The 12,113-nt window shown below is 69.6% G+C and carries 10 protein-coding genes; 4 read left to right on the forward strand and 6 right to left on the reverse strand.

The genetic code is table 11. The features are described from left to right. Positions 1 to 4 precede the first annotated feature (4 nt). Positions 5 to 1,900 (reverse strand): alkyl/aryl-sulfatase, encoded by a 1,896-nt coding sequence (locus tag QC180_RS13475; protein ID WP_278263030.1) that lies wholly within the window; start codon positions 1,898 to 1,900, stop codon positions 5 to 7. Positions 1,901 to 2,089: 189 nt separating this feature from the next. Between QC180_RS13475 and QC180_RS13480 the strand changes: the two genes are divergently transcribed. Together QC180_RS13480 and QC180_RS13485 are read left to right on the forward strand one after the other, a co-directional pair. After that, on the forward strand, positions 2,090 to 2,518 hold the full coding sequence (locus QC180_RS13480) for a DUF6325 family protein (protein WP_278263031.1): 429 nt from the start codon (positions 2,090 to 2,092) through the stop codon (positions 2,516 to 2,518). Between the two features lie 12 nt (positions 2,519 to 2,530). Beyond that, a complete protein-coding gene (locus QC180_RS13485; RefSeq protein WP_278263032.1) occupies positions 2,531 to 2,854 on the forward strand; it encodes an SHOCT domain-containing protein in 324 nt (107 codons plus the stop codon). 25 nt (positions 2,855 to 2,879) lie between these two features. Here the strand turns inward: QC180_RS13485 and QC180_RS13490 are convergent, their stop codons facing one another. After that, positions 2,880 to 3,674 (reverse strand): crotonase/enoyl-CoA hydratase family protein, encoded by a 795-nt coding sequence (locus tag QC180_RS13490; RefSeq protein WP_278263033.1) that lies wholly within the window; start codon positions 3,672 to 3,674, stop codon positions 2,880 to 2,882. Positions 3,675 to 3,729: 55 nt separating this feature from the next. On the opposite strand from QC180_RS13490, the gene QC180_RS13495 reads away from it, so the two are divergent. Beyond that, on the forward strand, positions 3,730 to 4,323 hold the full coding sequence (locus QC180_RS13495; protein ID WP_278263034.1) for a TetR/AcrR family transcriptional regulator: 594 nt from the start codon (positions 3,730 to 3,732) through the stop codon (positions 4,321 to 4,323). A 12-nt stretch (positions 4,324 to 4,335) separates the two neighbouring features. On the opposite strand, the gene QC180_RS13500 is transcribed toward QC180_RS13495, so the two are convergent. Next, the gene (locus tag QC180_RS13500; RefSeq protein ID WP_474646443.1) at positions 4,336 to 5,115 is read right to left on the reverse strand and encodes an alpha/beta fold hydrolase; all 780 of its coding nucleotides are present in this window, start codon (positions 5,113 to 5,115) and stop codon (positions 4,336 to 4,338) included. Positions 5,116 to 5,319: 204 nt separating this feature from the next. On the opposite strand from QC180_RS13500, the gene QC180_RS13505 reads away from it, so the two are divergent. Continuing rightward, the gene (locus QC180_RS13505; protein WP_278263036.1) at positions 5,320 to 5,715 is read left to right on the forward strand and encodes a RidA family protein; all 396 of its coding nucleotides are present in this window, start codon (positions 5,320 to 5,322) and stop codon (positions 5,713 to 5,715) included. Positions 5,716 to 5,793: 78 nt separating this feature from the next. On the opposite strand, the gene QC180_RS13510 is transcribed toward QC180_RS13505, so the two are convergent. From QC180_RS13510 to QC180_RS13520, 3 genes are all read right to left on the reverse strand, one after another. Next, positions 5,794 to 7,437: an ABC-F family ATP-binding cassette domain-containing protein gene (locus tag QC180_RS13510; RefSeq protein WP_278263037.1), complete on the reverse strand. Its 1,644-nt coding sequence runs from the start codon at positions 7,435 to 7,437 to the stop codon at positions 5,794 to 5,796. A 216-nt stretch (positions 7,438 to 7,653) separates the two neighbouring features. After that, on the reverse strand, positions 7,654 to 8,631 hold the full coding sequence (locus QC180_RS13515) for a methylenetetrahydrofolate reductase (protein WP_278263038.1): 978 nt from the start codon (positions 8,629 to 8,631) through the stop codon (positions 7,654 to 7,656). After that, positions 8,621 to 12,019, reverse strand: a complete 3,399-nt coding sequence (locus QC180_RS13520; protein WP_278263039.1) for a pyruvate carboxylase — start codon at positions 12,017 to 12,019, stop codon at positions 8,621 to 8,623. The genes QC180_RS13515 and QC180_RS13520 overlap by 11 nt, the downstream gene beginning before the upstream one ends. Positions 12,020 to 12,113 lie beyond the last annotated feature (94 nt).

A 12,113-nucleotide genomic window follows, 5' to 3' on the forward strand; every position in this document is an offset into this window, starting at 1 on the left:
GAACTCAGGGAGTCACGATGTCGAAATCCGGGTCGGGGGCATCCAGGTAGCCGACCAGTTCGGCCAGCTTGCCCGCCTCCCCGTCGACCTGCACGCGGCCGTCGGCGATCATCGCTCGCAGGTCCTGGCCGCCCAGCAGGGCCGCGCGCAGATCCCCGGCGGTGAGGGCGAAGGTGGCGTCGGGGTCGGGCAGGTCGGTGTCGACGTCGAAGTGCACGAGCAGTCCGTTGCGCAGCTGGGTGCGGTGCGTGACGGCGGTGTCGGTGATCTTCCAGTCGATGACGATCGATGCCGACCACGCCTTGGGACCGTCCACGCGCAGGGAGATCGCGTCGAACACCTGCTCCACCGACAGCTCGGCCATGATGTCGGGCGCGGCGGCCACGGTCGGGGTGCCGACATTGCCGTGGCGCAGCTCGTAAGCGCCCATCAGGAAGAAGTTGCGCCAGGTGCCGTTCTCGGCACCGAAGCCGAGCTGTTCGAGGGTATCGGCTTGCAGCGCCTTGGCCTCGGCATTGCTCGGATCGGCGAAGATCACGTAGTTCAGTACCTGGGCGACCCAGCGGAAATCGCCGTCGGCGTAGGACTTTCGCGCCTTGACCAGGACCTCGTCGGCGCCGCCCATGTACTCGAGGTGGCGGCGGGCGGCCTCGACGGGCGGATGCTGCCACAGGGTGGCCGGGTTGCCGTCGAACCAGCCCATGTAGCGCTGGTAGATGGCCTTGACGTTGTGACTCACCGAGCCGTAGTAGCCGTGGGTCGACCACGTCTTCTCGATCGCGGGCGGCAGCTGGATGTCCTCGGCGATCTCGATGCCGGTGGCACCCTTGTTCAGCGCGCGCAGGGTCTGGTCGTGCAGGTAGCCGTAGAGATCACGCTGCACCGAGAGGAATTCGGTGAGCCGCTCGGTGCCCCAGGTGGGCCAGTGGTGCGAGGCGAAGACGACATCGGCGCGCGCGGCGTAGCGGTTGATCGACTCGGTGAGGCATTTCGCCCACACGTGCGGGTCGCGCACCAGCGCGCCGCGCAGGGTGAGCAGATTGTGCAGGGTGTGGGTGGCGTTCTCGGCCATGCACAGGGCCCGGCGGGCGGGGAAGTAGAAGTTCATCTCCGAGGGCGCCTCGGTGCCGGGCGTCATCTGGAATTCGATCTGGACACCGTCGAGGGTGACCGTCTGGCCGGTGTGGTCGATGTGGACCGTCGGCGAGATCAGCGTCGGGGTGCCGGTCGAGGTCGTCGGGCCCAGTCCGGCACCGACCGCGCCCAGCGGGCCCCGCGGCAGCGCGGCGCCGTACATGTAGGCGGCGCGGCGGCCCATGGCGGTGCCCGCGTAGACGTTCTCCTCCACGGCGTGCTCGGTGAAGCCGACCGGCGCGATGATCGGGCAGCGGCCCGCGGCGACGTCGTCCTCGGTGGTCACGCCCTTCACGCCGCCGAAATGGTCGATGTGCGAGTGCGAGAAGATCACCCCGGTCACCGGGCGGTCACCGCGATGCTCGCGGTACAGGCCGAGCCCCGCGGCGGCGGTCTCGGCGGAGATGAGCGGGTCGATGACGATCACGCCGGTCTCCCCCTCGACCAGCGTCATGTTCGACAGGTCCAGGCCGCGCAGCTGGTAGATGCCGTCGGTGACCTCGAACAGTCCCTGCTTGGCGACCAGTTTCGACTGCCGCCACAGGCTCGGGTTCACCGTCGGGGGGCAGTCCTCGTCCAGGAACGCGTAGCCGTCGCTGTCCCAGATCACCTGCCCGGCTTCGTTCTTCACCACACCCGGGGTCAGGGCGGCGACGAATCCGCGGTCGGCGTCGACGAAATCCTGTTCGTCGTCGAACGGCAGCTGTCGCAGCAGCTCCTCGTTGGCCGATCGAACACTGTCGGTCGCACTGTTCTGGCCGGTCATCGATTTCCCTTCCTGGCGACGGAGGCGGGGAAGGCCGTCCCGGCACGACGGCCGCGGCGATCCCTGTCGCAGTATTCGTCGCGGGTCCCCGCGCGCGCCTCACCCACGGCGGGTGAACTCGGGAACCGTGGTCGTGATTCACCCGATTCGGGTGAAGCGCGTCGAGCCCGATCCGCGCACGATGCGGGAATGGGAGAAACTCCAGTTCTCGGCCCGGTCGAGTTCGTCGTGCTGACCTTTCCCGGCACCACCGTCGACGCGACCGTCACCGACGCGCTCGCCGAGGTCGTCGGCAACGGCACCGTGACGCTGCTCGATCTGATCGTGCTGTCGATGGACGCCGCGGGCGCCGTCACCGAGCTCGAGATCGACGACGATCTCGACCAGGTGGGGCTGACCGGCCTGACCGCCGCCGATATCGACCTGGTCAGCGACGAGGACCTCGCCGTGGTCCGCGCGTCGATGGCACCGGAATCCACCGCCGTCGTGGTGGTGTTCGAGGAGAGCTGGGCCGCCCGCCTGGCCGCCGCGGTCCGCGGCGCCGACGGCGAAGTGGCCCTGCACGTCCAGGTGCCGCGCGACGCGGTCGAGGCCGCCGTCGCCGCGGCCACCGCCTAGAGAGGAATCGAGATGCCCCTTCGGATGGGCCGCGTCGGGCGGCCGGGACTGCTGGGCACGGTGGCGCGCACCGCCGTCGTCGCGGGAACCGCCCAGGCCACCTCCAACGCGGTCAACAATCGGGCTCGCAGGCGCTCCGCCGAACAGCAGGCCTACGCCGAACAGCAGGCGCCCCCACCGCAACCGGCCTACGCGCCGCCTCCGCCGCCACCCCCGGCTCCCCCGCCGGGCGGCACCGACGTCGTCGGCGAGCTGACGAAGCTGAGTCAGCTACGCGACGCCGGGGCGCTCTCGGACGCGGAATTCGCCGCGGCGAAGGCGAAACTGCTCGGCTGAGCCGGGCGCGACGTCCGCCGGGTCCTCAGGCCGATTCGGGCGCGCCCGGCGTCCGGAAATCGCCATGCCGTCCCGCGCCCGCGGCGAAACGGGCGGCACCGTCGAGGGTGTCGGAGCGCAGCGAGGTCATGCCCCGCGCGAATTCGTTGGCCAGGGCGTCGTCTTCGGTGCGACCTGCTTGTTCGAGCAGGGACAGGCGGTCCTGGCGCAGGCAGGTCTGCGGGAAGCGGGTCAGTTCCAGGGCCAGCTCGCGGGCGGTCGCCAAGGACCGGCCGCGCGGGGCGACGCGGTTGACCAGGCCGATCCGGTGCGCCTCGGCGGCGTCGACGGGACGGCCGGTGAGGATCAGGTCCATGGCGTGGCTCTCGCCGATCAGGCGGGGCAGTCGCACCGTGCCGCCGTCGATCAGCGGGACGCCCCAGCGTCGGCAGAACACGCCGAGCACGGCGTCCTCGTCGGCGACCCGCAGGTCGGCCCAGATCGCCAGCTCCAGCCCGCCCGCCACGGCATAGCCGGAGATCGCGGCGATCACCGGCTTGCTCAGCCGCATCCTGGTCGGCCCCATCGGACCGTCGCCCTCGACCGCCGCCACATTGCCGCGCTCGGTGCCGATGGCCTTGAGATCCGCGCCCGCGCAGAAGGTTTCGCCGACGCCGTGCAGGATGGCCACCGCCGCGTCGGGATCGGCGTCGAAGTCGCGGAAGGCGGCCGCCAGCGCGGCGGCGGTCGGACCGTCGACGGCATTGCGTGCCTCGGGCCGGTTGATGCCGATCAGCACGAGCGGGCCGTCGCGCTCGACCAGGACGGTGGGGGTGGTCATGGGAAAATGAAACAGTCCGATCGGACTGCTGTCAAGACCTGCGAAGATACTCCGCATGGCTCCCCCCACCGAAGGCCGACGGCGCAGCGACGCCGCACGCAGCCAGAACACGCGTGAGCGCATTCTCGCCGCCGCCGTCGCCAGCCTGATCGAGGACGGTTACGCCGCCACCAGCATCGGCGCCATCCAGGCCAGGGCGGGTGTCTCGCGCGGCGCGCTGCTGCACCAGTACCCGAACAAGGCGCACCTGCTCGTCGACGCCGTGCGTCACCTGTCCGATCAGCAGATCAGCGAGATCCGCGCGGCCGAACAGCCTGCGGGAGAAGATGACTGGATGGCGGCGCTGTGGCGCAGTTTCGCCACTCCCCTGTTCGGCGCGCTCCTGGAACTGTGGGTGGCCGCCCGGACCGACGCCGATCTTCGCGCGGCCCTGCTGCGTCACCAGCGCGACCTGCACAGCACCATTCGCGCCTCGATCGTGCGCCCGCTGCCCGAGCCCCTGCCCGCGCATTTCGACACCGTCTTCGAGATGACGCTCACCTATTTCCGCGGCCTGGCCCTGACGACCATCCTCAGCACCAACCACCGCGACCAGCTGCTCGCCGACTGGCGCGCGGCCATGTCGGCGATGCTGGCGGTTTCACGCTGACCGTGGCCGCGCTCAGCCCGCGGCGGCCGCTTCGATGACGTCGGCGACGGCCCCCGGCTGCGAGACCAGCGAGGCGTGCGAGGCCGGGATCTCCGAGGTCCGCGCACCGCTGCGCTGGGCCATGTAGCGCTGCGAGGCGGGCGGGATGACCAGGTCGTCGGCGGAGACCAGGTACCAGCTCGGCAGCCGCGTCCACGCCGCCGGACCGGAGGGTTCGATGTTCGCGGCGACCGCGATGGAGCGCTGGTGGGCGATCATGTCGGCGGCGGTGGCGTCGCTGACGTCCCCGGCGAACACCTCGTGGAAGGAGGCCGGGTCGACATAGGCGTCGAGGTTCTTGCCGTTGACGCCCTGGCTGTCGTCCACGACGGCGAGTTGCAGCACCGGCGGCAGCAGGCGGCTGCCGGGGAACCGGATCGGGTCGAGTGCCAGCTGGGCCGGTTCGCCCTCGACCGGCGCGAAGGCGGCGATGTAGACCAGGGCGGTGACGTCGGGATCGTCCACATTGGTGATCACGGTGCCGCCGTAGGAGTGGCCGACCAGCACGATCGGCCCGTCGATCCCCGCGATCGCCCGCTCGACCGCCGCGGCGTCGTTGGCCGGGCCGCGCAGCGGATTGGCCGGGACCACCACGGAGTACCCGTCGGCCCGCAGGTCCGCGGCGACCCCGTCCCAGCTGGTGGTGTCGGCGAAGGCGCCGTGCACCAGCACGACGGTCGGCTTGTCCGCCGCTGTCGCGGGCCCCGCACCGAGCACCCCGGCGCCGAGCCCGACGGCGGCGACCACCGCCATGATCGATCGGATGCCGCTCATGTGAATTCCTCTCGTACCGCTGTCTCGGGTTCGGATGGAGCACTGCGCGGCGATGCGTCGATCGCCTGCGGACAAGTATCGTCGCCTCCATTGCCGCCGTCTCGGCGGACCCTCCTGTCACACTCCGGCCGCGTGTTTCGTCTCCCCGATGCGGACCCATTCGATCGATCTCAGGAGAGTTCCATGTCTGTGCACATCAGCAACCCGGCCGAGCTGCACGATCCGACCGGATTCGGCTACAGCCACGTCGCCCGGGTGACCGGTGAGCTGGTGCTGATCGCCGGTCAGTACGACTCCGACGCCGAAGGCCACACCACCACCACCGATTTCGCCGGTCAGGTCGAGCGCGCCTTCGCCAATCTGGGCACGGCGTTGCGCTCGGCCGGGCTCGACTACGCCGATGTCGCCCAACTGCGCACCTTCATCGTGGACCACGATCTCGACAAGCTGGCGATCCTCGGTCAGCGGATCGCCGCGATCTGGGGCGACGAGCCGCCGACCCAGACCCTGCTCGGCGTCGCCGCGCTCGCCCTGCCCGACATGCTGTTCGAGGTCGACGCCCTCGCGGCCCGACACTGAGTCCGGGGGTCGGCTCACTCCGGCGCGGAGCTGGGTTGCAGTGAGCCGACCCTTTGCGTCACTCCGACGGAAGTCGGGTCAGCACACCGCGACCGTCGGCGCCGCCAGCTCCAGCCGGGGCCAATCCCGCAGGTCACGGCGCAACTGTCGGTCGTGGGTGGCCACGACGACGGCGGCGTCGGTGGCCCGCAGAGCCTCGGTGAGTTCGTCGACCAGGCTGATGGACAGGTGGTTGGTCGGTTCGTCGAGCAGCAGGGCGTGCGGCCGGGCGGCCAGGGCACAGGCGAGGTCGAGGCGGCGCTGCTGACCCATGGACAGTTCACCGATCGGCTTGTTCGCCTCGTGCGCGGACAACAGCCCGAGCGCGCTGAGCGCCACCCGTTCGCCGTCGACCAGCATTCCCGCCGTGACCAGCTCGGCGACGTGGGTCTCGTACACCTCGCGGGCCCGGCGGCGCAGCGGCCACCGGGATTCCTGCCCCAGCAGGTGGATTCGCGCCTTGCGGGCGCGATGGAACTGCCCGGTCGACGGTGCGATGGTCCCGCTCAGCACGCCGAGCAGCGTGGACTTGCCCGCCCCGTTGACGCCACTGATCACCAGCCGGTCACCCGAGTCCAGCGCCACCTCGACCGGTGCCGTCAGCCGCCCGGTCACGGTGACCTCCTCCGCCCGCACCAGGGTGACCCCGGCCCGCGCGGGCAGCTCGGGCATACCGAACCGCTGCGGTGGCGTGGGCGCGGTGACGCTGTGGCGTTCCAGTTCGTCCTGGCGCCGGTGCACCGCCCGCGTCACCGAGCCCGCGCGGGTGGCGCGGGCGTGTTTGCCGGTGCCCTTGTCCGGCCGCCAGCCGCTGACCAGGCGGTTCTGTGCCGCCGACAGATCGTCGGCGAGACGGGCACGTTCGGCGCGCTGCTGCTCGTATTCCTCGGTCCAGCGCGCCCGTTCGGCGATGCGGCCGTCGCGGTATCCCGCATAGCCCCCGCCGTAGACGCGCGGTCTGCCGTCGCGGGTCGGGTCGAGATCGAGGAAGGTCTCGGCGACGTCGGTGAGCAGGGCCCGGTCGTGGCTCACCACGACGACGCCACCGGCGAAACCGCGCAGTTGGGCGGCGAGGAAATCGAGGGCGGTGCGGTCGAGGTGGTTGGTCGGTTCGTCCAGCAGCAGGAAATCGTCACCGGCGGCGAGCAGCACGGCCAGGCGCACCCGGTAGCGCTGCCCGACCGACAGGGTGGCCAGCGGCCGCTCGCGATCGCTGACGGCGCCCAGGCCAGCCAGCGCGATGTCGACGCGGCGGTCGGCGTCCCAGGCGTCGAGCAGCTGGGCGAGGTCGAGCGCGGCGGCGTAGTCGTCGTCGCCGCCGGGGCGGCCCTCGGTCAGAGCGTCGGTCGCCGCGTCGAGCGCGCGCATGGCCGCGCGGGCGGCGGCGAGGTGCTCGTCGATGACGGCACCCACGGTGCGGTCGTCGTGGTCGGGCATCTCCTGGGTGGCCAGCGCCAGCGTGCCGACGCGCCGCACCGTGCCCTGGTCGGGGGTGAGTTCCCCGGCGAGCACGTGCAGCAGGGTGGACTTGCCGCGCCCGTTCTCGCTGACGATCGCCCACCGCGATCGGGGCGACACGGTCAGGTCGACACCGTCGAGCACCACGCGGTCGCCGCGGCGCACCTGGAGATCGGTACAGGTCAGTTGTGCCCGCGCGCGGGCAGGCCGAATTCGGTTGGTCATGTCTTCCTCCGGGCACACCTCACCCAGGACAGGGAGAAGGAGGGTGCCCATGTCGATGAACGTGCGCCGGGCGCACGAAGGAACATCGAAGTTGGGGCCGTCAGCGCACCGCCGAAGCGGCAGCGGCCCGAGAAACTCAGAGGAAGAACAAGTGCATGTCGTCCACGCTAACAACCGCTCGACAGCGCGTCGAGTGAATTACCGGTCGACGCGCGGCTAGGCGACGGCGGGGGTGCTGGCGTGGCGGGCGTAGCCGAGATTGGTGAGGACCTCGCTGGTGGCCTTGGCGAAATTGAGGGTGATGAAGTGCAGGCAGGGGGCGCCTTCGTCGATGAGACGCTGGGCGATCTCGGTGGCGATCTCGATGCCGACGGCGCGCACGGCGGCACGGTCCTCGTCGGGTCCGGTGCCCGCGGCCTTCTCCAGACGTGCCATGACCGACCGCGGCAGGGAACGTCCGCAGAGTTCCTCCGCGCGCTGGACGGTCCGCAGGGATGTGACCGGCATGAGCTCGGGAATGATCGGCTTGGCGCCCTCGATCGGGTCCATCGCCACCACCCGATCCCGCAACCGCAGGTAGTGCTCCACGTCGAAGAACATCTGGGTGATCGAATACTCCGCGCCCGCACGCAGTTTCGCCGCCAGGTGACGGGTGTCGTGGTCGAGGTCGGGTGAGCGGTGGTGGCCTTGGGGGAAGGAGGCCACGCCGACGTGGAAGTCACCGAGGTCGCGCACGATGCGCACCAGTTCGTCGGCGTATTCGACGCCGCCGGGGTGTTTGCGCCATTCGCCGAGGGGGTCGCCGGGCGGGTCACCGCGCAGGACGAGCAGATTGCGGATGCCCGAGTCGGCGTAGGAGCCGATGAGCGACCGCAGTTCGGCGATGCTGTGGCCGACGGCGGTGAGGTGCGCGACCGGAAGCAGGGTGGTCTCGGTCGCGAGTTCGCCGGTGATGCGGACGGTGCGGTCCTTGGTGGAACCGCCCGCCCCGTAGGTCATCGAGACGAAGGCCGGGTGCATGCGCTCGAACTCGCGGACCGTGCGCCACAGCCGGGATTCCCCGGCGGCGTCACGGGGCGGGTTGAACTCCACCGAGAACGGCACCCGATGTCCGGGATGCTCGGCCAGGCGCTGCGCCACGGACCGGGTGCGTGTGCGCAGCGTGCTCGGCGTCTCGATTACCTCACCGGTCATCGACATCCCCCAGTTCGACTAGTAGGTCGCCGCCCTCGACCTGTTGCACCTTCGCCGTGGCGACCCGTTCGACGATACCGGCGCGCGGCGCGGTGATGGCCGCTTCCATCTTCATTGCCTCGATCGTGCCGATGGAATCGCCCGCCGAGACCGAATCCCCTTCGGCGACAGCGAGAGTGACGACACCGGCGAAGGGTGCGGCGATGTGGCCCGGATTGTTCTTGTCGGCCTTCTCCGCCACCGGAACCTCCGAGGCGATCGACCGGTCCCGCACCGCGATCGGACGCAACTGCCCGTTCATGATGCACATGACCGTGCGCATCCCCTTCTCATCCGGCTCCGAGATCGCCTCCAGACCGATGAGCAGGGTGACACCCTTCTCCAACTGCACCCGATGTTCCTCACCGCGCCGCAGACCGTAGAAGAACTGGTTCTCCGACAGTCCCGTTGTGTCACCGTACTTTTCGCGGTGCACGCGGAACTCGGCCGTCGGTCCGGGGAACAGCAACTGGTTGAGGGTGTCGCGACGCTCGTCCGAGGAGCCGTCCAGACCGGCCTGCTCGGTGGGTGTCAGCGCGACTTCGGGTTTGGGCTCGTTGCGCCCGGCCAGCGCCTTGGTCCGGAACGGCTCGGGCCAGCCACCGGCGGGAGTGCCGAGTTCCCCGCGTAGGAAACCGATCACCGAATCCGGGATGTCGTAGCGGCCCGGGTCAGCGGCGAAGTCCTCGATCTCCACACCCGAGCCCACCAAAGCCAATGCCAGGTCACCGACGACCTTGGACGAGGGCGTCACCTTGATCAAGCGCCCCAGCAGCCGGTCCGCCGCCGCGTACTTCGCCTCGACCTCCTCGAACCGGTCACCCAGACCCAGCGCGATCGCCTGCTGACGCAGATTCGACAGCTGACCACCCGGAATCTCATGCGTGTACACACGCCCCGTCGGCGCCGGAAGACCCGACTCGAACGGCGCGTACACCTTCCGCAACGCCTCCCAATACGGCTCGAGATCACACACGTTCTGCAGATTCAGCCCGGTATCACGCTCGCTGTGTGCGGCGGCCGCGACGATCGCGGACAGGGCCGGTTGTGAGGTGGTTCCCGCCATCGCCGCCGACGCCCCGTCCACAGCATCGGCACCCGCTTGCCACGCGGCCAGATAGGTCGCGAGCTGACCACCCGGCGTGTCGTGGGTGTGCACATGCACCGGCAGATCGAAGTTACTACGCAGCGCGGTAACGAGTTTCGCCGCCGAGGGCGCCCGCAGCAGACCGGCCATGTCCTTGATCGCGAGCACATGCGCACCCGCGTCCACGATCTGCTCGGCCAACTTCAAGTAGTAATCGAGCGTGTAGAGCGACTCGTTCGGATCGAGCAGATCACCGGTGTAACTCAACGCTACTTCCGCCACAGCACTGCCGGTTTCGCGCACGGCGTCGATAGCGGGCCGCATCTGCTCCACATTGTTGAGCGCGTCGAAGATCCGGAAGATATCGATCCCGGTGGCGGCGGCCTCGGAGACGAAAGCCCGCGTGACCTGTTCCGGATAGGGCGTGTAGCCCACCGTATTCCGCCCGCGCAACAGCATCTGCAAACAGATATTGGGTACGGCTTCCCGCAGCGCGGCCAATCGCTCCCACGGGTCTTCGTGCAGGAAGCGCAGCGCCACATCGTAAGTCGCGCCACCCCACGCCTCGATCGACAGCAATTCCGGTGTGAGTCGCGCGACATGTCCGGCCACACCCAGCAGACCACTGGTACGCACGCGGGTCGCCAGCAGCGATTGGTGCGCGTCACGGAAAGTCGTGTCGGTGACGGCCAGAGCCTTCTGCTCGCGCAGCGCCCGCGCGAAACCGTCGGGGCCGAGGGTGAGCAGGCGCTGACGCGACCCGTCCGGCGGCGGCAGGGTCAAGTCGATCGCGGGCAGTTTGTCGTGCGGATACACCGTGGTCGGTCGCTCGCCGTGCGGCTTGTTGACGGTCACATCGGCCAGATAGTCGAGGATCTTCGACGCGCGATCCGCCGACACCCGTCGCGTCACCAGATCCGGTCGCGCGTCGATGAACGAGGTGTTCACCTTCCCCGCCCGGAAATCCGGGTCGTCCAGAACCGCCTGCAGGAAAGGGATATTCGTAGCCAGGCCGCGAATACGGAACTCGGTCACGGCACGCCGCGCCCGTGCCACCGCCGCCGGGAAATCCTGGCCGCGGCAGGTGAGCTTCACCAGCAGCGAATCGAAATGCGCGCCGATCTCGGCTCCGACGGTGGCGCCACCGTCGAGCCGCACCCCCGCACCACCCGGCGTCCGGTACGCGGTGATCCGCCCCGTATCGGGCCGGAACCCGTTGGTGGGGTCCTCGGTGGTGATGCGGCACTGCAGGGCCGCGCCGCGAATCGCCACCGTCTCCTGGCTCAACCCCAGATCGGCCAGCGACTCCCCCGCCGCGATGCGCAGCTGGGCCTGCACGAGGTCGACGTCGGTGATCTCCTCGGTCACCGTGTGCTCCACCTGGATCCGCGGGTTCATCTCGATGAACACGTGATTGCCGCGCTCGTCGAGCAGGAATTCCACCGTGCCCGCGTTGACGTACCCGATCTGTCGGGCGAAGGCCACCGCGTCGGCGCAGATGCGTTCGCGCAGCGCGGGATCCAGATTCGGCGCGGGCGCCAGCTCGATCACCTTCTGATGCCTGCGCTGCACCGAGCAGTCCCGCTCGAACAGGTGCATCACCGTGCCGTGCTGATCCGCGAGAATCTGCACCTCGATGTGGCGGGGATTCACCACAGCCTGTTCGAGGAACACCGTCGGATCGCCGAAGGCCGACTCCGCCTCGCGCGAGGCCGCCTCGATCGACTCCCGCAGAGCCTCCGGCTCCGCCACCCGGCGCATGCCACGACCACCACCACCGGCGACCGCCTTCACGAAGATCGGGTACTCGAGTTCCGCCGAGGCCGCCAGCAATTCCTCGATATCGGCCGAGGGCTCACTCGATTTCAGGACCGGCAAGCCCGCCGCCCGCGCCGCCTCGATCGCGGTCGCCTTGTTCCCGGCCATTTCCAGCACCTCAGCCGAGGGCCCGACGAAGGTGATGCCCTCGCGCGCGCACGCCGCGGCCAGTTCCGGATTCTCCGACAGGAATCCGTAGCCGGGATAGACGGCATCGGCACCGGCCGATTTCGCCGCCTCGATGATCGCGTCGATCGAGAGGTACGCGCGGACCGGATGCCCCTCCTCGCCGATCTGGAAGGACTGATCGGCTTTGTGCCGGTGCGGGGAATTGCGGTCCTCGTGCGGGAACACCGCGACCGTGCTCGCGCCGAGTTCGTACGCGGCGCGGAAAGCGCGGATGGCGATCTCGCCACGATTGGCTACCAGGATTCGGGAGAACATATCGACCTTGTCGAGTCGGGGCGTCAGCGAGGGTGCGCCGGGAACGACTCGGCGGCCCGCACGGTTGGTGCGGACCGCCGAGGACTGGACTTTC

This window comes from Nocardia anocheti (assembly GCF_029675105.1).
In the GTDB taxonomy this organism is placed as follows: Bacteria; Actinomycetota; Actinomycetes; order Mycobacteriales; family Mycobacteriaceae; genus Nocardia.

Coding starts and splice junctions, on each gene's coding strand:
- QC180_RS13475 (WP_278263030.1), bottom strand. CDS start 1,900: ATGACCGGCCAGAACAGTGCGACCGACAGTGTTCGATCGGCCAACGAG.
- QC180_RS13480 (WP_278263031.1), top strand. CDS start 2,090: ATGGGAGAAACTCCAGTTCTCGGCCCGGTCGAGTTCGTCGTGCTGACC.
- QC180_RS13485 (WP_278263032.1), top strand. CDS start 2,531: ATGCCCCTTCGGATGGGCCGCGTCGGGCGGCCGGGACTGCTGGGCACG.
- QC180_RS13490 (WP_278263033.1), bottom strand. CDS start 3,674: ATGACCACCCCCACCGTCCTGGTCGAGCGCGACGGCCCGCTCGTGCTG.
- QC180_RS13495 (WP_278263034.1), top strand. CDS start 3,730: ATGGCTCCCCCCACCGAAGGCCGACGGCGCAGCGACGCCGCACGCAGC.
- QC180_RS13500 (WP_474646443.1), bottom strand. CDS start 5,115: ATGGCGGTGGTCGCCGCCGTCGGGCTCGGCGCCGGGGTGCTCGGTGCG.
- QC180_RS13505 (WP_278263036.1), top strand. CDS start 5,320: ATGTCTGTGCACATCAGCAACCCGGCCGAGCTGCACGATCCGACCGGA.
- QC180_RS13510 (WP_278263037.1), bottom strand. CDS start 7,437: ATGACCAACCGAATTCGGCCTGCCCGCGCGCGGGCACAACTGACCTGT.
- QC180_RS13515 (WP_278263038.1), bottom strand. CDS start 8,631: ATGACCGGTGAGGTAATCGAGACGCCGAGCACGCTGCGCACACGCACC.
- QC180_RS13520 (WP_278263039.1), bottom strand. CDS start 12,019: ATGTTCTCCCGAATCCTGGTAGCCAATCGTGGCGAGATCGCCATCCGC.